Annotated in this window: 22 protein-coding genes, 1 tRNA gene and 2 pseudogenes; 17 read left to right on the top strand and 8 right to left on the bottom strand. The window is 61.7% G+C overall.

Going from position 1 to position 25,662, the window contains the following annotated elements:
- Positions 1-13: 13 nt before the first annotated feature.
- From GR158_RS24245 to hflX, 3 genes are all read left to right on the top strand, one after another.
- Positions 14-877 carry a D-amino-acid transaminase gene (locus GR158_RS24245; protein ID WP_160872942.1) on the top strand — a complete coding sequence of 288 codons (864 nt, stop codon included), beginning with the start codon at positions 14-16 and terminating at the stop codon, positions 875-877.
- A gap of 99 nt (positions 878-976) precedes the next feature.
- A complete protein-coding gene (gene hfq, locus GR158_RS24240; RefSeq protein WP_134652126.1) occupies positions 977-1,219 on the top strand; it encodes an RNA chaperone Hfq in 243 nt (80 codons plus the stop codon).
- Between the two features lie 77 nt (positions 1,220-1,296).
- Positions 1,297-2,616, top strand: a complete 1,320-nt coding sequence (gene hflX / locus GR158_RS24235) for a GTPase HflX (RefSeq protein ID WP_160872941.1) — start codon at positions 1,297-1,299, stop codon at positions 2,614-2,616.
- 299 nt (positions 2,617-2,915) lie between these two features.
- On the opposite strand, the gene mazG is transcribed toward hflX, so the two are convergent.
- The gene (gene mazG / locus GR158_RS24230) at positions 2,916-3,752 is read right to left on the bottom strand and encodes a nucleoside triphosphate pyrophosphohydrolase (RefSeq protein WP_160872940.1); all 837 of its coding nucleotides are present in this window, start codon (positions 3,750-3,752) and stop codon (positions 2,916-2,918) included.
- Positions 3,753-3,760: 8 nt separating this feature from the next.
- Entirely contained in the window at positions 3,761-4,348 is a 588-nt protein-coding gene (locus GR158_RS24225) for a nucleoside deaminase (protein WP_160872939.1), read from the bottom strand.
- A gap of 195 nt (positions 4,349-4,543) precedes the next feature.
- Here GR158_RS24225 and cysG point away from each other — a divergent pair, with 195 nt between their 5' ends.
- The 5 genes from cysG (at position 4,544) to GR158_RS24200 (ending at position 9,519) form a co-directional block, all read left to right on the top strand.
- Positions 4,544-5,980, top strand: coding sequence for a siroheme synthase CysG (gene cysG, locus GR158_RS24220; RefSeq protein ID WP_160872938.1), 1,437 nt, complete (start codon positions 4,544-4,546; stop codon positions 5,978-5,980).
- A 1-nt stretch (position 5,981) separates the two neighbouring features.
- On the top strand, positions 5,982-6,299 hold the full coding sequence (locus tag GR158_RS24215) for a DUF2849 domain-containing protein (RefSeq protein ID WP_134652116.1): 318 nt from the start codon (positions 5,982-5,984) through the stop codon (positions 6,297-6,299).
- A 10-nt stretch (positions 6,300-6,309) separates the two neighbouring features.
- The gene (locus GR158_RS24210) at positions 6,310-7,983 is read left to right on the top strand and encodes a nitrite/sulfite reductase (protein ID WP_160872937.1); all 1,674 of its coding nucleotides are present in this window, start codon (positions 6,310-6,312) and stop codon (positions 7,981-7,983) included.
- A gap of 11 nt (positions 7,984-7,994) precedes the next feature.
- Positions 7,995-8,495 carry a DUF934 domain-containing protein gene (locus tag GR158_RS24205; RefSeq protein WP_134652112.1) on the top strand — a complete coding sequence of 167 codons (501 nt, stop codon included), beginning with the start codon at positions 7,995-7,997 and terminating at the stop codon, positions 8,493-8,495.
- 211 nt (positions 8,496-8,706) lie between these two features.
- On the top strand, positions 8,707-9,519 hold the full coding sequence (locus GR158_RS24200) for a ferredoxin--NADP reductase (RefSeq protein WP_134652109.1): 813 nt from the start codon (positions 8,707-8,709) through the stop codon (positions 9,517-9,519).
- 54 nt (positions 9,520-9,573) lie between these two features.
- Here the strand turns inward: GR158_RS24200 and GR158_RS24195 are convergent, their stop codons facing one another.
- Positions 9,574-10,194 (bottom strand): GntR family transcriptional regulator, encoded by a 621-nt coding sequence (locus tag GR158_RS24195; protein WP_134652107.1) that lies wholly within the window; start codon positions 10,192-10,194, stop codon positions 9,574-9,576.
- A gap of 342 nt (positions 10,195-10,536) precedes the next feature.
- On the opposite strand from GR158_RS24195, the gene GR158_RS24190 reads away from it, so the two are divergent.
- The 7 genes from GR158_RS24190 to GR158_RS24160 all read left to right on the top strand — a co-directional run bounded on the left by GR158_RS24190 (position 10,537) and on the right by GR158_RS24160 (position 20,353).
- Positions 10,537-11,796, top strand: coding sequence for a ferric reductase-like transmembrane domain-containing protein (locus GR158_RS24190; RefSeq protein ID WP_160872936.1), 1,260 nt, complete (start codon positions 10,537-10,539; stop codon positions 11,794-11,796).
- 203 nt (positions 11,797-11,999) lie between these two features.
- On the top strand, positions 12,000-15,242 hold the full coding sequence (locus GR158_RS24185; protein WP_160872935.1) for a c-type cytochrome: 3,243 nt from the start codon (positions 12,000-12,002) through the stop codon (positions 15,240-15,242).
- A 64-nt stretch (positions 15,243-15,306) separates the two neighbouring features.
- The gene (locus GR158_RS24180; protein ID WP_160872934.1) at positions 15,307-16,200 is read left to right on the top strand and encodes an OmpA family protein; all 894 of its coding nucleotides are present in this window, start codon (positions 15,307-15,309) and stop codon (positions 16,198-16,200) included.
- 2 nt (positions 16,201-16,202) lie between these two features.
- Positions 16,203-17,759, top strand: coding sequence for a caspase family protein (locus tag GR158_RS24175; protein ID WP_160872933.1), 1,557 nt, complete (start codon positions 16,203-16,205; stop codon positions 17,757-17,759).
- Positions 17,759-19,276, top strand: coding sequence for a caspase family protein (locus GR158_RS24170; RefSeq protein ID WP_160872932.1), 1,518 nt, complete (start codon positions 17,759-17,761; stop codon positions 19,274-19,276). The genes GR158_RS24175 and GR158_RS24170 overlap by 1 nt, the downstream gene beginning before the upstream one ends.
- A gap of 147 nt (positions 19,277-19,423) precedes the next feature.
- Positions 19,424-19,499 (top strand) — tRNA-Lys (locus GR158_RS24165).
- A gap of 86 nt (positions 19,500-19,585) precedes the next feature.
- A complete protein-coding gene (locus GR158_RS24160) occupies positions 19,586-20,353 on the top strand; it encodes a DNA methyltransferase (RefSeq protein ID WP_160872931.1) in 768 nt (255 codons plus the stop codon).
- On the opposite strand, the gene GR158_RS24155 is transcribed toward GR158_RS24160, so the two are convergent.
- Entirely contained in the window at positions 20,326-20,910 is a 585-nt protein-coding gene (locus GR158_RS24155; RefSeq protein ID WP_160872930.1) for a Fic family protein, read from the bottom strand. The genes GR158_RS24160 and GR158_RS24155 overlap by 28 nt on opposite strands.
- Before the next feature lie 2 nt (positions 20,911-20,912).
- Positions 20,913-21,110, bottom strand: a complete 198-nt coding sequence (locus tag GR158_RS24150; protein ID WP_160872929.1) for a hypothetical protein — start codon at positions 21,108-21,110, stop codon at positions 20,913-20,915.
- Positions 21,111-21,188: 78 nt separating this feature from the next.
- Here GR158_RS24150 and GR158_RS24145 point away from each other — a divergent pair.
- Positions 21,189-21,761, top strand: a pseudogene (locus GR158_RS24145) (ArdC family protein); the annotation flags it as partial.
- Between the two features lie 78 nt (positions 21,762-21,839).
- Here the strand turns inward: GR158_RS24145 and GR158_RS24140 are convergent.
- From GR158_RS24140 to GR158_RS24130, 3 genes are all read right to left on the bottom strand, one after another.
- Positions 21,840-22,952, bottom strand: coding sequence for a caspase family protein (locus tag GR158_RS24140; protein WP_160872927.1), 1,113 nt, complete (start codon positions 22,950-22,952; stop codon positions 21,840-21,842).
- 26 nt (positions 22,953-22,978) lie between these two features.
- Positions 22,979-23,323 (bottom strand): hypothetical protein, encoded by a 345-nt coding sequence (locus GR158_RS24135; RefSeq protein WP_160872926.1) that lies wholly within the window; start codon positions 23,321-23,323, stop codon positions 22,979-22,981.
- A gap of 238 nt (positions 23,324-23,561) precedes the next feature.
- Positions 23,562-24,323 carry a hypothetical protein gene (locus tag GR158_RS24130; protein ID WP_160872925.1) on the bottom strand — a complete coding sequence of 254 codons (762 nt, stop codon included), beginning with the start codon at positions 24,321-24,323 and terminating at the stop codon, positions 23,562-23,564.
- A 320-nt stretch (positions 24,324-24,643) separates the two neighbouring features.
- Here GR158_RS24130 and GR158_RS24125 point away from each other — a divergent pair.
- A pseudogene (locus GR158_RS24125) lies at positions 24,644-25,662 on the top strand (hypothetical protein); the annotation flags it as partial.

The raw sequence follows: 25,662 nt of genomic DNA, 5'->3' as shown, positions 1-25,662 counted from the left end.
ACAGGATCGCCTCATGCTTCGCTTTGCCTATGTGAACGGCCGCTACGTGCGCCACGCCGATGCGACGGTGCATATCGAGGACCGCGGCCTGATGTTCGGCGATGCGGTGTACGAGGTCTGCCAGGTGGCGCAGGGTTTTCTGGTCGACATGACCCGGCATCTGGACCGACTCGACCGGTCGCTTTCCCAAATCCGCATCCGCCCGCCGATGCCGCGGGCGGCCCTCGTGGGCATCATGCGCGAAGTGCTCAGGCGCAACCGCGTGGTGAACGGCCTGGTCTATGTGCAGGTGTCGCGCGGCGTGGCGCGCCGCGATCACGTCTTCCCGACGCCCGACGTGCGCGCCTCGCTCATCGTGACGGCCAAATCGCTCAACCCGGCGACCATCGCGGCGAAACATGCGGCTGGTGTCAGCGCCTTCACCGCGCCCGACAACCGCTGGGGCAGGGTGGATATCAAGACCGTCGGCCTGCTGCCCAATGTGCTGGCGCGCCAGCAGGCGAAAGAGGCGGGCGGGTATGAGGCGATCTTCGTCGATGCCGAGGGCAATGTGACGGAAGGGGCCGCTACGAATCTCTGGATCGTCGACAAGGCGGGCACGCTCGTGACCCGGCCGGCCGATCCCGGCATCCTGCGCGGCATCACCCGCACCACGCTGCTGGATGTGGCCGCCACGCTCGGCCTGCCGGTTGCGGAACGGCGCTTTTCCGTTGCCGAAATGCTGGAGGCGCGCGAGGTTTTCATCACCGGCGCCACGACGATCTGCCTTCCGATCGTCTCCATCGACGGCCGGACGATCGCCAACGGCCATCCCGGAATCATCGCGCAGAAAATTCGCGACGCCTTTTTCGACGTTGCGGAGAAGACCGCGATTTGATACCAAACTCGGCGGTCCGGAAATTCATTCCCGGCCACGGGGACATTTTATTTTCAGTCAACCGGTCTCAAGGGCCGGCAATCAGAAAGAAGCGGCGCGATGGCGGAACGTTCTCAGAACCTGCAGGATCTTTTTCTCAATACCGTTCGCAAGCAAAAGATTTCTCTGACGATCTTTCTCATCAACGGGGTCAAGCTGACCGGGGTTGTCACCTCCTTCGACAATTTCTGCGTCCTGCTCCGTCGCGACGGTCATTCGCAGCTCGTGTACAAGCACGCCATCTCGACCATCATGCCCGGCCAGCCGTTGCAGATGTTCGAGACCGAGGAAAACGGCTCCTGACAGGACCAACGAAGATTAGCAAATCCGATACTTCCAAGGATTCCCTCGTTCCGGATGTTGAAAAGCACCGGGACGACATGCGCGCCGTGGTCATCGCACCCGTTCTGAAGGCGCGCGGGAAAGCCGATCCGACCGTCATCACGCGGTCCGACGAGGCGCGGCTGGAAGAGGCCGTCGGTCTCGCGCGCGCCATCGACCTGACGATCGTGCATTCGGCGCTCGTGCCGGTCGCCCAGCCGAAGCCGGGCACGCTGCTGGGCACCGGAAAGATCGAGGAGATCAAGGCGGCGCTCGACGAGCACAATGCCGGTCTCGTGATTGTCGATCATCCGCTGACGCCGGTCCAGCAGCGCAATCTCGAGAAGGAATGGAACGCCAAGGTCATCGACCGCACGGGCCTGATCCTCGAAATCTTCGGCCGCCGCGCCTCCACCAAGGAAGGCACGTTGCAGGTCGAGCTGGCGCATCTCAACTACCAGCGCGGCCGCCTCGTGCGCAGCTGGACCCACCTTGAGCGCCAGCGCGGCGGCGCGGGCTTCATGGGCGGCCCCGGCGAAACGCAGATCGAAGCCGACCGCCGCCTGCTGCAGGACAAGATCGTCAAGCTGGAGCGCGAACTGGAGCAGGTGCGCCGCACCCGCCAGCTGCACCGCTCCAAACGCAAGAAGGTGCCGCATCCCATCGTGGCGCTTGTCGGCTACACCAATGCCGGCAAGTCGACGCTGTTCAACCGCATCACCGGCGCGGGCGTTCTGGCCGAGGACATGCTGTTTGCGACGCTCGACCCGACGCTGCGCCGCATGAAGCTGCCGCAGGGCCGCACCGTCATCCTCTCCGACACGGTGGGCTTCATCTCCGACCTGCCGACGCATCTCGTGGCGGCCTTCCGGGCGACGCTGGAAGAGGTGCTGGAGGCCGATCTCATCCTGCATGTGCGCGATATGTCCGACCCGGACAACGGCGCGCAATCGTCCGATGTCCTGCGCATCCTCGCCGATCTCGGCATCGACGAGAAGGACGGCGCCGAGCGCATCCTCGAGGTCTGGAACAAGATCGACCGGCTTGAGCCGGAGGCGCGCGAGGCGCTGGTGAACAAGGCCGCGACGCAGCCGAACGTCATTGCCGTTTCCGCCATTTCGGGCGAGGGCGTCGACGCCCTGCTTGACGAGATCAACAAGCGGCTTTCCGGCGTGCTGGTCGACCGTGACGTCATCGTGCCCGTCACACAGTTGCAGCTTCTGCCCTGGATCTACGATCATTCGATCGTCGATGCGCGCGAGGACCTGGAAGACGGCAATGTGCGGCTGGAACTGCGGCTGACGGAGACCGAAGCCGCCGAGCTCGACCGACGCCTCGGCATCGGCGGCAAGCCGGTGCGCGAGGATTGGGAGCGGTAAGGCTATTGCCTTCGGCACCTTGCATTCACGCTTATTGGAAAGTTTGAGACCTCTCCTTTTCTTGAACGCTTAAAACCTTCCTAAAACCTCTCCATCGTCATCCTCGGGCTTGAGGATCCACCCACACCCGCTGAGCTTGCCGCTTGGATCCTCGGGTCAAGCCCGAGGATGACGCCGGTGGGTGGGGTAAACGCAGGTAACGGCGTTGGTGAGATGACCGCCGGTGGCGGATTTGGTAGGGTGGCGCACCATGGCTGCGAATCCACGCATCGGCATCTATTTTCGAGCCGCCACCAGCGCTATTTTGCCAGCTGCCGCTCGATCTGCTTCGCAGCCTGCCACAAATGTTCCATTCGCTCCAGCGTCGCATCCTCCAGGCTTTCGCCATTGGCGGCGAGACTGTCTTCGATATGCGAGAAGCGGTTGCGGAACTTGGTGTTGGTGCCGCGCAGCGCCATTTCCGGATCGGCGCCGACGTGACGACCGATATTGACCAGCGCGAAGATCAGGTCGCCGAGTTCGTCGGCGACGGCTGTCTGGTCGCCGGCGGCAAGAGCCGCGCGCAGTTCGCCGATCTCTTCCTCGATCTTGTCGAGGATGGGCGCCGGTTCGGACCAGTCGAAGCCGACCTTGGCCGCGCGTTCCTGGAGCTTCAGCGCCTCGACGAGGGCCGGGAAGGAGCGCTGCACGGAGCCGAGATGGCCGCGCAGCGGGTCCTCTGGCAGGCCGCGGAGGGCGCGGCGCTCCTTGCGTTCACGCTTCTCCGCCTGCTTGATCGCGTCCCATTGCAGCTTCACAGCCTCCGGCGTCTGTGCATCCGAGCGCTCGAAGACATGCGGGTGGCGGCGGATCATCTTGCGGGTGACGGCCTCCACGACACTGCCGAAATCGAACGCGCCGCGCTCCTCGGCGATCCGCGCATGGAAGACGACCTGGAGCAGCAGGTCGCCCAGCTCCTCGCAGAGATCGTCCATGTCGTTGCGTTCGATCGCGTCGGCGACCTCGTAGGCCTCCTCGATCGTGTAGGGCTTGATGGTCTCGAAGGTCTGGACGATATCCCAGGGGCAGCCGGTTTCCGGCTGGCGCAGGGCCTGCATGATCTCGATCAGGCGGTCTATGTCGCGGCTCGGCTGCATGGCGGGTCTCAATTCAGCGGGATGGCGTTTCCGGCCTTGCCGGACTGGTAGCTCTCCGAAAGCGCATCATAGGCGGCCCGGATCTCGGCATCCTGCGCTTTCAGCGCTGCCTTTTCTTCGTCGCCTGCGGTCGCGATAAGGTCTGCGATGGCGGCGGAGTGCCAGAAGGCGTTCGTCTTCGCATAGCCGCCCGGCTCCAGCCGGAAGACCTCCTTGAGGATGCGCAGATCGTGCGGGATGGCAAAGCTGTCTCGCGAATCCTCGTGGCTGAAGAAATAGTAGAAATTGTCGAAGCCGGCCCAGGTGATCGCCGACAGGCACATCGAGCAGGGCTCATGCGTCGACAGGAAGACGTAGTCTTTGGTATCGGGCTTTTCCACGCGCTCGTAGAGGCGTTTCAGCGTATGCACTTCGCCGTGCCAGAGCGGATTTTCGGTCTCGTTGTTGGTTTCGGCGATGACGAGCGACAGGTCGGACTTGCGCAGGATCGCGGCGCCGAAAACCTTGTTGCCGGCGGCGACACCCGTCTGAGTCAGGGGCAGGATATCGGACTGGATGACGTCGAGAAGGCGCTTGGCAAGGGTTGCCTGGTCCATGTGGGATTTCCCTTTGGCTTGATGGCCATCCTTAGCGGGCGCGGCGGCGAAGAGGCAAGGGCGGCCGGTGACTTATGCTCAAAATGCGGGGGTGCAGAGCAAAACAATACGCCCCGCCTTGGGCATTGGAATTTATGTTTCTTTTGTTTCTGGCAATTTTTCGCGATAGTGCGCACACTCCAACCGGATCGGATCATGACTGAGGCGCAGAGCAAGCTTTCGACATTCCCGGCGTTCTTCCGCGTCAGCGGCAGGACGGTCGTTGTCGTGGGCGAAGGCGATGAGGCCTTCGCCAAGGCGCGCCTGCTGTTCAATACCGATGCCCGCATCGTCGTTGTCGCCGAAACCCCGGACGCCGATTTCGAGCGATTCATCGCGGACAAGGGGCTCGTCCTCATCCGCGCGCCCTTTTCCGACGCGCTCATCGACGGCGCGGCGCTGGTGTTCGCGGCGACCGGCGACGCCGCCGCGGACCGGGCCATTGCCGCGGCCGCCCGGGCGCTTCGCATCCCCGTCAATGCCGTCGACCAGCCGGAATATTGCGATTTCTTCACGCCGGCGCTCGTCAATCGCGCGCCCGTGGCCGTCGCGATCGGCACCGAAGGGGCGGGGCCCGTGCTGGCCCAGATGATCCGCGCCCAGGTCGACCAGCTCCTTTCGCCCTCGCTCGGTCGTCTTGCCGGCCTCGCCAACGGCTACCGCGAAGCTGTGGACCGTATCCTGCCGCGCGGTGTGACGCGCCGGGTGTTCTGGCGGCGGTTCTTCCAGGGCGCCGTGGCAGATGCCGTCAACAATGGTGATGTCGAGCTGGCGCGCCGCACGGCCAATACACTCCTGAATTCGCAGGGCAAAGCAGCCGGCCATGTCTGGCTCGTCGGCGCCGGCCCGGGCGCGGAAGACCTGCTGACGTTGCGTGCGCAGCGCGTGATGATGGAAGCAGACGTCATCGTCTTCGATGCCCTGGTGCCGCAAGCGATTGTCGACATGGGGCGCCGCGATGCCGAGCGCCTGTCCGTCGGCAAGCGCAAGGGGTGCCACTCCAAGTCGCAGGAAGAGATCAACGATCTCCTGGTGGAACTCGGCAAGGCGGGCAAGCGCGTCGTGCGGTTGAAATCCGGCGATCCGCTCGTCTATGGCCGCGCCGGCGAGGAAATGGCCGCTTTGCGCCGGGCCGGCGTGACCTACGAGATCGTGCCGGGCATCACCTCGGCCTTTGCCGCGGCCGCCGATTTCGAGCTGCCGCTGACGCTGCGCGGCGTCGCCTCCTCGCTCGTCTTCACGACGGGCCACGACCTGACGGGATCGGTTCTGCCGGACTGGGCGCGTCTGGCCATTTCCGGCGCGACCGTGGCCGTCTATATGGGCCGCACGGTCGCCGCTTCCGTCGCCGCGCGCCTGATGGAAGCCGGCCTGCCGGCCGAGACGACCGTCGCCGTGGTGGAAAATGCCAGCAGGCGCGAGAAGCGGCTGCTGCATGGTACCCTCAAGGATCTGCCGGGCCTGGAGCATCGCGACGAGCTTTCCGGCCCGGTCATGGTGATCATCGGCGACGCCGTCGCCGGCGCCAATTTCGAACATTCCGAACCGCTCGTGCGCGAGCCGGTTCGCACGACAGCAGCATTGGGAGCATGACATGGCCGACAAGGTTCTGACAGCCAACCGCCTTTCCGACGGCATCTCCGTCTGGCTGGATGCCGCCGGCAACTGGAACGAACATCTCCAGGACGCCTTCGTGGCGCGCCACAAGGAGGCCGTCGACGCGCTGGAGGCCACCGGCAAGCAGGCCTTCGCCGACAACAAGGTGGTTGACGTCAACGTCGTGGACGTCGAAGAAGTCGACGGCGTCCTGCGGCCGCTGCGCATGCGCGAGCGCATCCGTGCCGAAGGACCATCCATTGCCTATGCCGCCGGTTATTCCGGCCTGACTGCGACGGCCGCACCGGCCGCCTGAGGACGTTTCAATGTACCGTTACGACGAATTCGACCACGCCTTTGTCTCCGACCGTGTGGAGCAGTTCCGCGATCAGGTCGCGCGCCGCCTGTCCGGTGAACTGGCCGAGGATGCCTTCAAGCCGCTGCGCCTGATGAACGGCGTCTACCTGCAGCTGCACGCCTATATGCTGCGCGTCGCCATTCCCTATGGCACGCTGAACGCCCGCCAGATGCGCAAGCTCGCTTTTATCGCGCGCAAGTACGACCGTGGCTATGGCCATTTCACCACGCGCCAGAACATCCAGTACAACTGGCCGAAGCTCTCGGAACTGCCGGACGCGCTGGCCGATCTCGCCACCGTCGAGATGCATGCGCTCCAGACGTCGGGCAACTGCATTCGCAATGTCACGGCCGACCATTTCGCCGGCGCTGCCGCCGATGAGGTCGCCGATCCCCGGCCATATGCGGAGATCTTGCGTCAGTGGTCGTCCGTACACCCGGAATTCTCCTTCCTGCCGCGCAAGTTCAAGATCGCCGTGACGGGTGCGGAACGCGATCGCGCCGCCATCCAGGTGCATGACATCGGCCTGCACCTGAAGAAGAACGAGAAGGGCGAGATCGGCTTTGCCGTCTATGTCGGCGGCGGGCAGGGCCGCACGCCGATGATCGCCAAGAAGATCCGCGACTTCCTGCCGGAACAGGACCTCTTGTCCTACACGACCGCCATCATGCGCGTGTACAACCTGCACGGCCGCCGCGACAACAAGTACAAGGCACGCATCAAGATTCTCGTGCACGAGACCGGCGTGGAGGAGCTTTCGCGTCAGGTGGAGGCCGAGTTCGCCGAGCTGCGCGACACCGAGCTGAAGCTGCCCGAGCGCGACGTTGCCGCGATTTCGGCCTATTTCGCGCCGCCGGAACTCGGCCCCCGTGCAGAAGGCTGGGCGAACCTTGCGCAGTGGAAGAAGGCGGACCCGGAATTCGCACGCTGGGTGCAGAACAACGTGCAGCCGCACAAGCATCCCGACTACGGCATGGTGACGATCTCGCTGAAGCCGATCGGCGGCATTCCGGGCGACGCGACCGACACGCAGATGGAGGCCGTCGCCGATATCGCCGAGGAATATGCCTTCGACGAGATCCGCGTCAGCCACGAGCAGAACCTCATCCTGCCGCATGTCGCGCTGGCGGATCTGGAGCCGGTCTATCGCGGGCTGGTCGCTGCGGGTCTTGCGACCGCCAATGCCGGCCTGATCACGGATATCATCGCCTGTCCGGGGCTGGACTACTGCGCGCTGGCCAATGCGCGCTCGATCCCGGTCGCGCAGGAACTCTCGACCCGTTTCGGTTCCCCCGCGCGGCAGGCGGAAATCGGCGAGCTGAAGATCAAGATCTCCGGCTGCATCAACGCCTGCGGCCACCACCATGTCGGCCATATCGGCCTTCTGGGCGTGGAGAAGAAGGGCGAGGAACTCTACCAGATCACGCTCGGCGGGTCAGGCGACGAGAACACCTCGATCGGCGAAATCATCGGGCGCGGCTTCGAGCCGGAGAAGGTGACGGATGCCGTGGAGGTGATCGTGAACACCTATCTCGGCTTGCGCCTCGATCCCTCGGAAATCTTCCTCGATGCCTATCGTCGCGTCGGACCGCAGCCCTTCAAGGATGCGCTCTACGGTGACAAGACGGCTGCGGCGGCCTGAGGAGAGCGATCATGACGAAAATCTGGAACGAAGCCGGTTTTGTGGCCGACGATCCCTGGGTGATCGAAACCGAGGACGCCAAGGCGGGCTCGAACGAGAAGGCGATCGTCGGGCTCGACGATTTCCTGGCGAAAGTCTCCGAGGGCGGCGAAACCGGCCTTGGCGTGCTGATCAATCCGGCGGACGACGTGCGCAGGCTGGACGGCCATCTGGACCGCATCGCGCTGGTCGCGGTGGCGTTTCCGGCCTTCAACGATGGCCGGGCCTTCAGCCATGCCTCGCTGCTGCGCTCGCGACTCGCTTATACCGGCGAGATCCGGGCCGTCGGCGATGTGCTGATCGACCAGATCCCGTTGATGCTGCGCTGTGGCATCGACAGCTTTGCGGTCAGCAATGCGACGGCGCTGAAGCGCCTGTCCGAAAACCGCCTTCCGGGCATCGAAAACCATTACCAGCCAACGGCGCGTCCTTCCCAGGAAGTGGGCTCGTACAGCTGGCGCCGCAGGGCCTGATTTCGCATCGCCGCGACCGGCAAAGGCCGCAATCGCGTGGTAGGCTTGAGCGAGATCAAGGACGTCAGGCACGACGAAGGCAATATCGAATGGCCGGCAAACTATTGCGCGGCCATTCGGCGCATTGGAACGGAATACCTTCCTTTGCTGCTCAACATGTAATATCTGCCTATCGTCAAGATTTTCCGACGCAGACAGGACCGATCCAGACATGAACGCACCGGCCAAGACAGAAGACTTTGTGGCAACCATTCCCGCCGGCGTTTTCGCCGAGACGGTGACGAGCGTGCAGCACTACACGGATCACCTGTTCCGCTTCCGCATGACGCGCCCCGAAAGCTTCCGCTTCCGTTCCGGCGAATTCGCCATGATCGGCCTGATGGTCGGCGACAAGCCGATCTACCGCGCCTATTCGATCGCAAGCCCGGCCTGGGACGAGGAGCTGGAATTCTTCTCGATCAAGGTGCCGGACGGCCCGCTGACCTCGCATCTCCAGCAGATCAAGCCGGGCGATACCGTGCTGATGCGCAAGAAGCCGACCGGCACGCTGGTTCTCGATGCGCTCACTCCCGGCAAGCGGCTCTACATGTTCTCCACCGGCACGGGCATCGCGCCTTTTGCGAGCCTCATCCGCGACCCGGAGACCTATGAGAAGTTCGACGAGGTCATCCTGACCCATACATGCCGCGAAGTGGCCGAGCTGAAATACGGTTTCGACCTCGTGGAGGAAATCCGCAACCACGAATTCCTGGCCGAGGTCGTCGGCGACAAGCTGCGCCACTACGCGACCGTGACCCGTGAGGACTTCCCATTCCAGGGCCGCATCACCGACCTCATCGCCAACGGCAAGATGTTTGCCGATCTCGGCGTGCCGCGTTTCGATCCTGCCATCGACCGCGGCATGATCTGCGGTTCCTCGGCCATGCTCAAGGAAACCAAGGCCCTGCTGGAGCAGGCCGGCCTCACGGAAGGCGCCAACAGCAAGCCCGCCGAGTTCGTCATCGAGCGCGCCTTCGTCGACTGAGCGGCGAGACATTCCTTTCACAAAGCGGCGGCCCTATCGGCCGCCGTTTTCGTTTCAGCGGGACAGTTCTTCCAGCAAATCGGTCATCGCGGCCGATGCGGCGGCAGGGTCGCCGTTGCGGATCGCGCGGATGACCTTCACGTGCAGGTCCACGGAGCGATCCATGCGGCGGCTGTCGGCGCGGGTGAACCACAGGCGCCGCGCATGGGTCTGCAGCGAGGCGAGGGCGGCGATGAGAAAGCGGTTGGGGCAGGCCTCCTCCATGATCTCGTCGAAAGTCTTGTCGGCGGCGAGGAAGCCTTCGATATCCGAGTTGATCGAGCAGGCGGTCATGGCCTGTGCGCAGGCGACCAGCCTTTCGCGCTGCGCGTCGCTGGCATGGCGGGCGACAAGTGCTGCGGCCAAGGGTTCCAGCTGGCGGCGCGTGGTCATGACGTCGGCATGATCGTCCGGGCGGATCGCGGCGATCTGCAGGCCGGCGCGCGGCCGCACCACGATGAGCCCCTGCCATTCCAGCTTCTGGATCGCTTCGCGGACCGGCGTGCGGCCGTGCCCCGAAAGCTCGATCAGCTGCTTTTCGGTGACAAGCGCGCCGGGTTTCAGCTTCAGGGTCACGATCAGGCCCTCAAGGGCGAGATAGGCGAGGTGGGCCTGCGAGGCCGCGGATGCCGTCATGCGGAGACTCCGTTGATATATCACTTGGTGCCATGTCGCAAAGCGGATAGCAAGCAGGCTGATATATCAGCGACGTGTCGGCGGGGCGGACCACCGGCTCTCGGAGGCGGTTCAGGAGCGATTTTATCCTTCTTGCCGATTCGCCTGGGGGGTGGACGGTCATGGCTATGTGGCCCGGTCCACTGTCATATCGATGCCTCGTGCCGGTTTTCGCCCCGCTTGCCACAAGGCGGCGAATAAAGCCGCCGGGCCGCCCGTCGATAGGAGGATTGCGGTTGACGAATGTCATGCGGCCTTGCAAGCATGCCGGCATTCAGGACCAGTTCCATTTTGGGGGATAGATTGACCGCGGGTTCCATCGTCGCGACTCTGCTGATCGTTGCCGCCGGCGTTCTCGCCGTTCCGGCGGTCAGCCACACCAATGGCGCAACGACCCTGTCCCTGATGGCCTCCTCGATGGCCTTCGTCGCCATGGCGATCGCGCAATTCATGGCCACGCGTCCGCCGCTGGTGGAGCGGCTGTTCGGCGGGCTCGACCGCATCTATCATTTCCACCGCAAGATCGGCATCGCGGTGCTCTGTCTTATCCTCGTGCACTATTTCGTGACACCGGACTTCCAAGGGCTTTCGCTGACCGGCGATCTCAACAGGCTCGCAAAAACCGCCGGCGAATGGGCCTTCTACGGCTTCGTCTTCCTGCTCGTGCTCAGCCTCGTGAAGGTCATTCCGAAGACACGCTTCCAGATACCCTATCAGTTCTGGCGCTTTACCCACCGGTTCATCGGCCTGCTGTTCGTTCTGGTCGCCTTCCATCAAATGTTCATCAAGCGCCCCTATGACGGCACGGCGCTGCTGGCGGTCTATCTCAACCTCTTCGCGCTGCTCGGCATCGTCAGCTATGCCTATACCCAGCTTCTGCCCTGGATCCGCACGCGAAAATACCAGGTGGTGGATGTCGAGCGCCACGAGGGCGCGACGATCATCACGGCGAGGCCCACCCGCAGCAAGCTCAGGGCCTTGCCCGGCCAGTTCGGCTTTTTCCGCGTCAACAAGGCCGGACTGCGCGAACCGCACCCCTTCACCATCGCCGGCATCGACGAGGACGGTACGGTGCGCTTCGCCATCAAGCCGCTCGGCGACTATACCAAGGCGTTGCGGGAAACGGTTGCCGTCGGCGATGCGCTGACGCTCGAGGGCGGATACGGCCACTTCAACCACAGACGCGGCGGCAAGAAGCAGATCTGGCTTGCTGGCGGCATCGGCGTGACGCCGTTCCTCGCCATGGCGAGCCGGCTGAAGGGCGACGAGGGTCAGGACATCCATATGGTCTATTGCGTGCGCGACGGTGCGGAGGCGATCGGCCTCGAGACGTTCCGTGCGCAGGCCGACAAGCTCGGCAATTTCAGCTTCGTCCTGCACAATTCCGCGACCGACGGGCGGCTCGATGCGGCAAAGCTCGTATCCGGCACGGCGATGGACCCGGCGGAGGCCGACCTGTGGTTCTGTGGGCCGCCGCCGCTGCGGCTGGCTATCGAAAAGGGGTTAAAGGAACTCGGCAAGTCACCGCGCCGCGTCGAGTTCGAACGTTTCGAGTTTCGCTAGTGCATTTCCAGCCGAAGCGGGCTCGCTTCGGCGCGGGTGCATGCGGCAAAAACAAAAGGATTGAGCATTTTCGATGATTTGTGTTCAGCGAAAAGGCTCAGGCACAGTTCCCGCGGAAACTGCCAGACGGTTTTGCATGCGGAATTGTCGGAGAGATCAGATTTATAGCCGGCCAGCCGGCTTTTTGGAGTGAGGGACAAGCCATGCGCGTGTTCAATATGGCGCTTTTCCAGCCGATGCCGCGCCTCGGTGCGCTTCTCGGCCTCGCGATGGCGGCATTCTGTCCGACGGCATTCTTGCCGACTGGGGCATTCGCCATCGATCCGTTCGCGCCGGATGCCTATGGCACCTACCAGGCGAATGTCGAGAACGGCAAGGTGCTGTTCGGTGCGGCGGGCTGCGGCGCCTGCCACGGCTCCGGCGACAATACCGAGCTGCTGTCCGGCGGCATGGAGATGCAGACGGCCATCGGGAAATTCTTCGCGCCGAACATCTCCGCCCATCCGAACGGCATCGGCGGCTGGTCGAATGCCGACTTCCTGAATGCCGTGATGGCCGGTGTCGACAAGGAGGGGGACAACCTCTACCCGGTCATGCCCTACACCTCCTATGGCGGCATGAAGCCCGAGGATGTGCTCGACATCAAAGCCTATATCGAGACGCTGCCGCAATCGGACGCGGCTTCGAAAGAGCACGAGATCGCGTTCCCGTTCAGCCGGCAGACGACGATCACGCTGTGGAAGCGCAGCCATTTCACCGTGCCGGCCTACCAGGCGCGCGAAGAAACCCAGATGGAACGCGGCCGCTACCTCGTCGAAAATGTCGGCGGATGCGGCGACTGCCACACACCGCGCACCGCCACCTACGGTCTCGACCTGGAGCGCGCCTATGAGGGCGAAAAGGGGCTGACGGGCGCAGTGGCGCCCGATATCACCAAGGCGCGCATGGGTGGCCTTGCCTCGCATGAGGTCTTTACCAAGGGGCTGATCGAGGAGGGCAAGAAGCTCTCCGGTTCGCCGCTGGCCGATCCGGTCATGCGCCACATCGCGAAGGGTCTTTCGGCGCTTCCCGAGGAAGACCGCCAGGCCATGTATGCCTTCCTCGCGGACCGCGAGGTAAAGGTGACGCCGGTGGAAACCAGCGCGACGCCCGTATGCAGCGAGGCCACGGCCGAGACGGCGCTGACGGCCGGCGGCGGCAGCGCGGAATTCGCATCCGCCGCCGATGCGTTCATCGGCAAATATTGCCGCAACTGCCATGGCCCGGGTGAAAGCTCGCAGGGGTCCTTCCCGTCGGGTGACCTTGCCTCGATTGCCGCCAATCCGGCTTTCGTGACCCCCGGCGACGCCTCCAAGTCGCTGCTGTACACCAGCGTCACCAGCGGCCGCATGCCGCTCGGCAAGCGCCCGGACGACGCGGAAGTGCAGAGCCTCGCCAACTGGATCAACTCGCTGAACCAGTCCGCGATGCCGACGGCGGTGTCCGCCAGCCAGACCAAGCGCTCGCGGCCGATGCTGAAATATCTCGATTTCGTCGACCTCGCGCTGCGCGACATCTCGCAGGTGGACGAGCACGACCAGCCGTTCATGCGCTACTTCAGCTACCGCGACCAGTATAACGGCATGATGAGCTGCGAGACGCACGAGACCTTCCTCAAGCGTATGAGGGTGCTGGCGGGCGGCTTCAAGAAGCTCCTCAACTCGCTGTCCTACGGACCGGAACTGGTCATCCCGGAGGAGGTCGAAGGCTCCGACGGCTTGCTGGTGCGCATCGATCTTCGCGATCTGCAATGGAGCGAGGACGACTACAACTTCCTGATCAACGAATATTTCTACGGCGTCGATCCGGCCAGCAATTCGCAGCTGCATGCGCTTTCCAAGGCCACGCAGACGCAGTTGCCGATCATGCGCGTCGACTGGTTCATGAGCAACGGCGCGCGGCCGAAGGTCTATAACCGCCTGATGAAGCTGCCGACCAACATCATCGAGCTCGAAAAGCGCTTCGGTGTTGATGTCGCGCAGAACATCGAACGACGCCGCATCGTGCGCGCCGGTTTCGCCGACGGTTCGTCCGGGGTTTCCGACCACAACCGCATGCTGGAGCGCCACGACATGCCGTTCGGCGGCTATTACTGGAAGTCCTACGACTTTGCAGGCGATGTGGGGCGCCAGGTGCTGAAGCGCTTCCCGGCCGGGCCGGATGGCGTGCGGCTGAAGGCCGGGCTCGAACCCTTCGAGCACGATGGCGGCGAGATGATCTTCTCGCTCCCCAACGGCATGCAGGGCTATTACCTCTCCACCAACAAGGGGGACCAGCTCGATATCGGCCCGACGGCCATCGTATCCTTCCGCAAGCGGCCGATCGGCAAGGGCGTGGAAATCGTCAATGCCCGGTCGTGCTTCGACTGCCATTTCGACGGCATCCTGTCGAAGCGTGACCAGCTGCGCGAGCATATCCAGACCTCGACGCTGTTTTCCAAGGACCAGCAGGACGAACTGCTTGCCGTCTATGTGCCGCAGGAAAAGCTCAACGAGGTCTACAAGCGCGACACCGAGCGCTTCGTCAGCGCACTGGATCGTCTCGGCATCACCGAGGCGACGGCCGGCGGCGGCAAGACCAGCCTGAAGGCGCCGGGCGGGGCGGAAATCTTCACCTACTTCGCCGACAAGTACGAGGACGAGCTGAATTTCGAGCAGCTTGCTGCCGAATTCGACATGACGCCGGAGGAGTTCGCCTCCGATATCCGTCGTGTTGCCGATGTCAACGCGCTGCGCATCGGGCTCGACTGGGTGGCAACGCTCGAGGCAGGCTCCACGATCCCGCGCGTCGAGGTGGAAGAGCAGTTCGCCCTGATGCTGGAGCCGTTGCGGCAGCTCAAGCCGCTGAAGCGCGGTGTCAACCATGAGGTTGCGGCCGCCGAAACCGCGCATACGCAGCCGACCACCGACAATACCGAGGACCCGGTCCAGACGGCCTATGCCGTTCCCGCCTACAAGCAGGACGACAAGGCGCAGGCCGACAAGGTGAAGCTTGCCGTGCATGTCGCCTCGACGAGCGCGAAGGTGGGCGACTACCTGAGCTTCGAGCTCTCCACCAACCACGCCTGCGAGCTGCAGGTCGTGTATGTCGAGGATACCGGCACGGTGGAGATCATCCCGGATGTGATGATCGGCAACACCACGCTCAATCCGGGCGAACGCCGGCTCATCCCGCAGGCGGGCACGGGCAATCTCACCTTCGACACGCCATCGGCCGGCGAGACCCTGATCGCCTTCTGCCGGATCGGCGGGCTGGGCGACCAGAAGCTGACGCCCGAGAAGGCCCAGCAGCTGGCGGCGAAGTCGAAGCAGCCGTTGAGCCGCGGGCTTGCAATCAACCTTGCAAAGCAGGCAGAGCAGGACAATGGTACGAGTGGTCTCCAGATGGTGACGTTCGAGATCAAGTGACAACGGGGCAGGGGCGACCGCGCCCCTGCCTGACCCATTCGAGGATATGAGGGCTGGACCGACAATGCTGATGCGATCCCTTGCGGCGACATTCTTCGTGCTCGCCGGTGCTGCGCCGGCGGCTGCCACCTGCGACGCTTTCAAGGGGGTCGTGGAGGCCTTCAATGCGGGCGACGCGCAGAAGGCGCATTCGATCGCCGAGACGGCCGGCACGGCAAATTGCAGCGCCAACGAGCGCACGCTGGTCGGCCGCATCGCCGGCCTGACCGCCTTTAACCGCATTTCCACGGCGGTGGCGGGCGGCGACAGGCTGGATGCGCACCGCACGGAACTGGAGGACCTCCAGAAGGCCTATGGCGGCCCCTGGCAGGTGTTCGACGCGCTGGGCGATCTCGCGCGCGAGCGCAAGGATTACGAGGCGGCCTCGCGCTTCTACCAGATGGCGCTGGAGGACGGATCGAACGAGACGCTGACGCCGGAATGGATGGCGCCCGACCAGCAATACATCCTGCGGCTCGACAAGCTGGCCAGCGAGATGCGCCTTGCCGCGCCGCGACCGGTGCAGCTCGCCATGCGCGGCGGCTGCAAGGTCTCTTTCCGCGGCGTGAAGATCAAGAAGAAGTCGACGCCCGTTCGCTACGTCTTCGGCACGGCGGATTTCACGCCCGACGGCGTGGCGGCGGCCAAGGACCTTTCCGAATGCCTGAAGGCGGTGAAGCCGGCCTCCATCACGCTGATCGGCCACACGGACCCTGTCGGATCCGCCGCCGCGAACTACAAGCTCTCGCTCGCCCGCGCCGAGACGCTGAAGGCCTACCTGCACGATGCCGGCTATGCCGGCACGATCGCCACGGTCGGCAAGGGCGAGGACGAGCCCTTCAAGCCGGACGACGCCAGCGCCTATGACACGGAAACGCTGAACCAGCTGCATCGCCGCGTGGAAGTGGACGTGGAATGAGAATGCCCAGACCCCTCTACCGCCTGCTTGCGCTTTCGCTCGCCGTCGCGCTTCCCGGCCCAGCACTTGCCGCCCAGACCTACGGGCTCGTCGTCGGCGTCGACCAGTATCCCAACGACGTGAGCCTTGATGGTGCCGTGCGCGATGCCGAAGATGTCTATCGCGCGATGTCGTCCGCCGGGTTCGAGGTCGTCAAGTTCACCAACGAACAGGCGCGCAAGGACGATATCCGCAAGGCCTGGACGGATCTTGTGGCGAAGGCCGCGGCCAGCGATACGATCATCTTCACCTATGCCGGCCACGGCGCGCAGATGCCCGAACTCATTGCGGGCGACGAGGCCGACGGCCTGGACGAGTTTCTCCAGCTGCCGGGTTTCGACCGCAACCGCGCCGCTGAGACCTTCAACGAGATCATCGTCGACAACGAGATGAACGCCTGGTTCGGCGAGGCGGAGAGCAAGGGCGTGCATGTGCTCTTCGTCTCCGACAGCTGCTTTTCCGGCGGCATGAGCCGATCGGTCAGCGGCAAGACGCGCCTTGCGCCGGCGGTGACGGTGAAGCTCGCCGCGCCCTCGCAGGAGGCGGTCGACGGCGCGAAGGTCAAGGAGATCGATTTCAAGCAGGTGACGGTGCTCGCCGCATCGCTCGAAAGCCAGCCGACGCCGGAAGTCATCATCGACGGCGAGCCGCGCGGCGCCTTGAGCTGGAGCTTTGCACGCGCCGTCGAGGGCAGCGCGGATCGCGACGATGACGGCGTGATCACCCGCATCGAGCTGGAGGACTATATCTTCAGCAATGTGAAGAACCGTTCCGAAGCGTTGCAGGTGCCCAATTTCATGCCGCAGGTGGCGCGCTCGGAAAGCGAAGTCGTGGTGCGGCTGACACGCGGCCTTCCGGCGGGCACCGACGGCGGCGCTGCCGCGGGCACAACGTCCAAGCTCGTGAAGCCGGCTAAGGATCTCGGCTGGACGGGCCAGATCGCTCTCGACATCACGGGGACCGCCGAGCGCCCGAACAATGCCGAAGGCACCGGCACACCGTTCCGCTGGGACGTGGAGAGCGGCGTGTTCTACACGCCGAATGGCGATGTCGCGGGCGAGAACGTCGGCGCGGACCGCATCCAGTCGGTCGTCGACAAGTTCGTGCTCCTCGACTTCCTGAAGGCGATGGCGAGCCAGAACCCGGGCTCGGTATCGCTCAAGCCCGTGCGCGATATCTACGCGGCCGGCGACCGCCTGCGCTTCGATGCGCCGCCCGGCCGCTATCCCAACATGCTCGTCTTCAATCTCGCCAATACGGGCGAAGTGCAGTTCCTCGACATGCAGGCGGCGGGCACCGAAAGCGGGCAGTTCAAGCTCACCGACGTCGAGGTGGTGAAGCCCTATGGCGCGGACCATCTGATCACCATCTGGACGGCGGAACCGGTCGATGCCATCGGCGCCGTCCTCGCCGATCCGAAGGTGACGCCGCAAACGCTGCTGCAAGCGCTCATGACCCGTCTCGACGGCAAGGAAGCCAGCGTCGCCATCCAGCCCCTCTATACGCGGGAAACGCTCTGATGATCCGCTATGCTGCAGCTCTTCTGCTTTCGCTTTCTGTCTCCACATTCGCGGCGGCAGCCGACCGGGCGCTCATCGTCGGCATCGGCACCTATGCCAACCTGCCGGAAAAGATGTTTCTGGAAGGCCCGAAGAACGACGCTCCTCTCATCGAGAAACTGCTGAAGGAAAAGCTCGGCTATGGAGCGGATTCGATCCGCGTCCTGCGCGACGCGCAGGCGACGCGCGCCGCCATCCTCGCCAGCATCGACGAGTGGCTCATCAACGGCACGCAGCCGGGGGACCGGGTCTATTTCTACTTCTCCGGCCACGGCCTGCAGGTGAAGGACGTGAGCGGTGACGAGGAGGATGGCCTGGACGAGGCGCTGTCGACCTACGACATCGTGGCCGGCAATGGCGACTGGTCGAACGTGATCCTCGACGACGAGATCGATGCCATGCTCGCCAAGCTGAAGGACCGCGCCGTCACCATCGTCATCGACGCGTGCCATTCCGGCACCATCTCGCGCTCCCTGTCGACGGAGGTCGGCGATGCCATGGAAAGCGCGCGGTTCCTGCCGCGTCCTCATGCCAAGCCGGCCGACGCGGTGAAGACGCGCGGCCTGCGCGTCGATGTCGCCGTGGTGAAGCCCGAGGTCGCCAAGGAGAGCGGCGTGGAAGCGTGGAGTGCCGCCTCTTCCTACCAGGTGGCCTGGGACGATACGCGCCTGCCGCCGGAAGAGCGTCACGGCGTCTTCACGCTGTCCTACGTCAACGGCCACGAGATTTCGGCCGCCGACAGCAATGGCAACGGTATCGTCTCGAACGCGGAACTGCTCGAATACGTCAAGAAGCAGTCCCAGAGCTATTGCGCGGCGCAAAGCCAGTGCCAGGGCCTCGATCCGCAGCTCGAGGTGAACTATGCGCTGCTCGGCGCCAGCGCCGTAAGCCCGGCGGTGACGGCCACGGACACGCAGCAGCAGGTGCCGGATGAGGGCAAGGTCGAAGAGGTGAAGGTCGAAAATACGCAGCAGACCGCCTATGTGGCGGCCGACCCGGTCGATGCCGTCGGCGACATTCTCGGCAAGGCCGAGAGCGGCGACGTCCAGGTTTCGCTGTCCTCGGATCATCTCAAGAACGGCGACAGCTTCCGTATCTCGGTGACGAGCCGCACGGGCGGCCATCTCATCCTTTACGACGTCGACAAGGACGGCAAGGCGACCCAGATATTCCCGAACGAAACGGCGCAGAAGATCACGCGGCTGGCGCCGGGCACGCCGATCACCATTCCAGACGACTATTACGGCTTCGATTTCGAGGCGGAAGGGCCGAGCGAGAATGTGCTGGTCGCCATCGTCGTCGCCGACGACGTCGATCTCACCGCGGTCGCGCCGAACGACTACGGCCTGACCAAGGAACTGGATGCCCGCACCACCATCGCCGACATCGCCGGCACGCTCAAGCAGACCTGGACCCGCGATGTGGAGAATCGCAGCGTCGACTGGTCGCTTGGCCTCCTGAAATACACCGTCCATTGAGCCGCCCAGCCGCCGCGGCTTCCCGCGAAGTCGGGGCGGTCGACACGACGTTGCAAAAGCTGTTTTCCCGTGCATTTTCCGGGTTGACCATGCACACCCTCCTGCCTATGTTCCGCCCACTTCCGCGGGGCGCTTCGCGCCGCCTGGGAGCGCGTAGCTCAGCCGGTAGAGCAACTGACTTTTAATCAGTAGGTCCAGGGTTCGAATCCCTGCGCGCTCACCACAAAATCAAGCACTTAGCCTTCAAAAATCCCGAAAATACGCTAAAAACAGCCCTCACACACGTCTCGCACAGTTTCGGGGGTTAAAATGGCATCCCATACCGTCCTCGGTGACAAGGTCCGAATCTACCAGCGGGCCAACAGCAAGCTCTGGCAGGCGTCCACCTATCTGGACGGCAAGGAGTGGCGCGTCAGCACCAAAACCGACAGCCTTTCGCTGGCGAAGGAGTTTGCCGAAGACTGGTATCTGGAGCTGCGCGGCAAGAGCCGTGCGGGCCTGCTGAAGGTGGAGCGCACCTTTGCGGATGCCGCCAAGCAGTTCGTGATGGAGTACGTGGCGCTGACCAACGGCGAGCGCAACCCGCGCTATGTGAAGGACCACGAGGCGCGGCTGGAGAACCACCTGATACCGTACTTTGGCAAGACGGGCCTGAGCGCCGTCACGGCGGGCATGGTGCAGCAGTATCGCGTCATGCGCTCCCAGCCCCATCCCGAGACCGGCAAGGTGCCGACGCGCAGCACCCTCCATCACGAGACCGTCACCCTGCGGCAGGTCATGAAAACCGCCCTGCGCCACAACTGGATCAGCCATCTGCCGGACTTCTCGGCACCCTACAAGGCGTCCGGCAACAAGTTGCATCCGACCCAAAAGCCGGTTGAGGTGCTGGAACCCTTGGTGCGTACGTATTGTCCCGAGGGCGGATTGGTGCTTGACCCGTTTTGCGGTTCAGGGTCCACTCTGGTCGCCGCCCGGTCCTGCGGGCGGCGGTATCTCGGCATCGAACTCGATGGCGCTTATGCTGCGGCGGCGACAGAGCGCCTCGGTTCTCAAAGGTCTGGTGAAACTATCTCATAAATGAGTTGCGCCAGAGGAGCCTCGGAGCCGGAGAAGCTTTCGACCATAGCGCCGATGACCCTCTGGCGGTCAAGCACATCATCATGGAAGGGAAGGTTCGCGTTCTCGGCCAGCACGGACAGAAACGCAAGCTGCGTTCGGCCGTTGCCTTCACGGAACGGGTGCACGGCGTTGATTTCTGCCAGAAGATGGGCAGCTTTTAGTGCAAAGTCACGTGCTTCCAACCCAACCAAATGTCCGGTTTCTTCCAGTTCCCCGAAAATGCGGCGCATTTCGCCGTCAATATACTCGGGATAGCAAAACCAGTTGCCGCCCTTACCGATACGGATAGTACGCACCTGTCCGGCCCATTCGTAAACGTCCTGAAACAGGTGGTGGTGGAGGGCAAGATAGTGGACGTAGTCCAATTCGCCGGGTGGCCAAGGTTCATCCGAACGGGTCAGGAAAACGGCAAGCTCGTACTCATCGAGTTCGTCTTGCGTCCGTAAATCCAATATGTTGCGGAGAACCGTCGTGCCTGGATAGCAAAGCGGATCGGTGTCAGCGGTGTAAACCAAGGTCAGGCTGTTTTTTGTGCGAACTGCGCCCGTATGAGCTGGCGGCGTTCCTCGCCGGACTTATCCTTGGTGGCATCCAGCAAGGTGCGCATACGGGGGGTCAGAGCCAGTCCCTCCACCGCACTGATTTTCTCTCCCCGGCTGCGGGTGAGGCGGCCGGGTTTGGTGATGCGGATGCGCTTGGGTGCCTTCGTGTTCATGACTCAAACCTATCACAGCCTTATGGCACCCCGCAAAAGGAAATCCTTCATCCCCTCATAGAGAATCCGCTTATCTCAGTCGGTTATATGAAAGGATACACCGTGTTCAACGTCGAGCAGATCGAGGGCTTGCCGGAGGAGTATACCCGACCGGCGCATGTTCGGCTCGATCCCGTGCAGCGCAACGCGGTGGCCGATGCGTTCTTTGCGGCGACCGGCGCGGACATCAGCCATGGCGGCAACCGGGCTTTCTATGCAGAAGGTGCAGATCGTATCCAGCTTCCACCGTTCGAGACGTTCAGGGACGCTGAGAGCTACTATGCCACGCTCGCGCATGAAGGCACCCACTGGACAAAACACAAGAGCCGTCTTGACCGTGATCTCGGCCCGAAGCGCTGGGGGGATGAAGGTTATGCCGCGGAGGAGCTGGTGGCCGAGCTTGGTGCGGCGTTCCTATGCGCCGATCTCGGCATCACACCAGAGGTGCGGGAAGACCATGCCGCTTATATTGGTAACTGGTTGACCATCCTTAAAGGCGACAAGCGGGCGATCTTCACCGCTGCCGCCCATGCGCAGCGTGAGGTGGATTTTCTGCATGAACTCAGTTCGGATGCTGCTCAGGTGGATGAACCCCTCACGGTTGCAGCATAAAATGAAAACGGCACGAAGAGGGCCGTTTTTGTGTATCCCATTTGAATAATCAAAAAAGGTAGATATTGAAATTCATAATCAGTGTAATTGCACGTGGAATGGTTTGTACAAAATAGAATTTGGATTTATCTCTATTATTTTTACGTTTTTGTCTCCAAATTTTTGTTTCAATATTGCATATGTTTTTTCAAAAGCTGTAGCGTCTTCTGGCGTAAAGACAGTCGACCTCATAATTCTAACAGTTCCTACCGGAGGCTTATGCTTAAGTTGGCTGAAATCGTCCGCAGACATACCGTGTAAAACCCCCGAATTTTCCATTGCCGTTGCGATTTCTCTCGCATCGTCAATTCGAGACGTCTTGTAAAATATAGGCACTATTGGTCCGCCCGACTGAGTAATTGTCTCACCTCCGGTGCCAAAAAGGTAAAATCTTCCAGGAATTCCGTCCCATCCTGCCGGTATCTGGCTCGGTACGCGATTGTTCGTTGCAGCCAAAACATCGTCCTGCAGCACATTAAGCAGGGTATTCAATTCCCAATTTTCTTCTGAAAGTCTCTTCAGTAAGAAATGCGTGAAAACGCTATTTTTTCCTCCGTCTCCTGGGAACTCAACGTATGACGGTTTTTCTCTGCTGGCGGAATAGATGACAAAAGATCTATCGGGATTTTGGGATGAAGCCACATCAAACCCCACATTGACCTCACCGATGCCAGAGAAATCGGCAGCCGCGTACCGGCAAGCATCCAGTATGAATGTCACGCTATTGAGTTTCAAAGTCTGAAACCGAGCAAACAGCTGCTCAACGGTGTACGCGCTTCTTTCAAGCTCCTTCTTTGCGGCATCACGCGTAGCTGCTCTCAGATTGAAGTCCGCAGTTATCATCCAACTGTTTTTGCGCGCCTCCAGGCCGTGACCAGAGTAATAAACGACAGCGTCCACCTTACCTCGCAGGGAGGCCGACTTAACGTATACTTCAAACTCGCTAAGCTTATCGATAAGGTGTTTTTTCGTTAGAACGTCATCCGCTACAATTACTTTGTAGCCTTTTCCTTTGAGAAGATTTGCAACGTCCCGCGCATCATTTTTCGATCGCTTTAGCGTCGTCACTGGGGCTTTGTAGCTACTGACACCCAAGACCAACGCCACTCGCTCAGCCGCCAACAGGGTAGAGCTTGTCATCAGATAGCTCATGAACAATCCGAGCCTGATGACAGCTTTCATTTCACGGTACCACGCACCGTCACGCCGTTCACTTCGACGTTCACCACATTTGACAAGCTTTTACTTCTCTTCTCCTTGACCTTATCGCAGATAATTTTTGATATCTTGAACCAACGCTCGGTTCCCACAGTTGCTAGTTCAATAACCTGGATAACGTCATTGATATTTGCGTAGTAATCGCAATAAGTTTCTAGCCATTTCTTTGCTCTGTTGCCATCTTCTTGGAGTGATTTATTTGCCGAGTTCGAAGGTTTTACGCCGCCATCAACTCTATTTTCCGTCTTAGTGCATCCAGCAGCCAATGAAATCACAAGAGCGGCGGATATAAACTTTATTTTCATAGCCCGTTCCCCCATGGCGAAAGTTAAGTGTTAACATGCAACCTGAGGGAGTCAATATCTATGTTTCGTTTCGCTTATGTGATCGTTGTCTGAATTTGTCGGCTTGACTTGCGAACCTCTCACAAATGGTTCCCGCGATCTGGACATAGCAGCGGCGACCAAATTTAAGAAAGAGGACGCAAATCTGCGTCCTCTCTTGGCTCGGCTACGGTTATTCATTTTTCCAGGCTTGCAGCCACTATGCGGACTGCAATTGACCATTCGGGAACGGTTCAGGGAAAATATCGATAGGCGTGGCTCCACACTCCTTGCAGTGCCAGAGGTTCGTTGCCATCGTTCGGCCGTCGTGCACGCCGTCGCAATGCAGGCAGTACCATGTGTCTGACAATCCTCGACCCAGCGGGTGGCTTGAACGGCCCTGCTTGTCTGGCATGGTTGAGCGGCGTGGCCAGTCCAAAGCGACTTGGGAGTGCATTCGGCGAGCGCGGATCGTCAGCAGTTCGGTGGCACGCTCGATAAAGGCTGGATCAAGTGCCTCAACGGATTTGACGCGACCTCCCAGCCGTCGCAGCTCAGGTTTTGCGGAGGGGGGCTGATCGAGGAGAATCTCCCAGCCCTGCGAGCCAAAGCCGACGCTGAACTTGTCGCCCACAAGATAGAATTTATGGCCATCGAGTTCGCCATAAAGCTCGTCCGCCTCCATAGGCTCCACATCTTCGGGAACCCAACTTGTGAAGATCAGGCGGTCATCGGTGGCGGTGTTTTGGTGCGCCGCTGCGGCGCTAGGTGCCTCAAGAGGGGCCGCAAGCAAATCTTCGGCGTGCTTCATCTGCTTGGCATCGGGACGCCAACCCTGCTTGTAGGATTCGGCGAGGCTACGCCAATTAGCTTTGCCCACCTCGCGGGCGACGATTTCCAGGGCGACAATATGCTGAAGGCGTCGCAATCTGGCGAGCTTCTTGGCAAGAGGTTTAAGCGTAGTGAGAGTATCAGTGGCCATGACGGTCCATTCCTTTTTGTAACGAATCCAACCGGGTGCCCACTGCCGACCGGACCCGTCCGAAGGAACGGTGTCAGTCATTGATCATAAGAAGCGCATTGCCTGGGCTTCGCGTAGTGGGCACACCGGCCTATGCGTCAGGCCGAGTACATCATGCCAAGTCACCCGCTCAGCGTCAATATAAGCTGAAAACACTCTTCAGAGAGGCTGCGCTAACGACATATTTTTCAAGCGCGGCAACGAAAGACTTTTTCATGCCAACGATTTTGCTTGCAACTTCGCGCTTACGTTGTGCAAATTCTTTACAACGTAGGGGGGCAATGGCCGTCGATCGAATTCAGCTTCTGCGAAATATCGGGCGGTTTGATAACGTTAGCTCGGGTGCGCAGCTCGCGTGTGGCAAGCTTACGCTGATTTATGCGGAAAATGGCCGTGGAAAAACGACTCTTGCGACAATTCTGCGTTCTTTGAGTACTGGCGACGCGAATTTGGTCAACGAACGCCAGAGGCTAGGGGCTCAACACCCGCCACATATCATCATATCGCGAATTAACTCTGCAGCGCACATGTTCCAGAACGGGGTATGGAACAATCCGCTGCCGCATATTGCAGTTTTCGATGATGTTTTCGTTGCCCAAAATGTGTGCTCGGGGATCGAGATCGATACGGCACACCGCCAGAACTTGCATGAGTTGATACTTGGCTTGCCAGGCGTCCAACTCAATACAGAGCTGCTCCAGCACATTAATGCTGTTGAGCAGCATAACCGCACTCTGCGAGAGAGGGCAGACGCTATTCCCGTTGCAATACGAGGGACGCTAACAGTTGATGCGTTCTGTGCCCTACAGGCCGACCCAGAGGTGAACGGTAGAACCGAGGAGGCTGAGCGTCAACTGGCTGCCGCTCGATCCGCTGACGCTGTTCAACGCCAAGACGCGTTTCAGCCGATAACGTTGCCCGCTTTTGACACGGTAGCAATCAATAGGTTGCTCGCACGGGGGTTGCCTGCGTTGGAGGCCGCTGCAATGGCGCAAGTTCAGGCGCACTTCGCACGTCTTGGCCAAGGTGGTGAGGCTTGGGTGAGCCAAGGGATGAACCGTATCGGTCCGGCTTCTGCTGGAGAGGGTAGAGAGGTTTGTCCTTTCTGTTCTCAAGATTTGCATGGATCGGCACTGATTTCGCATTATCGGGCGTATTTTAGCGCGGAGTACGCAACCTTAAAGACGGACATCAATGCCATGCTTACCGGCGTGAATACGGCACATGGCGGTGATATACCCGCTGCTTTCGAGCGCGCCATGCGCACCGCATTGCAGGCAAGCGAATTCTGGAACCGCTT

Origin of the sequence: Shinella sp. AETb1-6, from assembly GCF_009826875.1 — a bacterium.
GTDB lineage: Bacteria > Pseudomonadota > Alphaproteobacteria > Rhizobiales > Rhizobiaceae > Shinella > Shinella sumterensis.
This window is presented reverse-complemented; position numbering and strand designations above follow the sequence as displayed.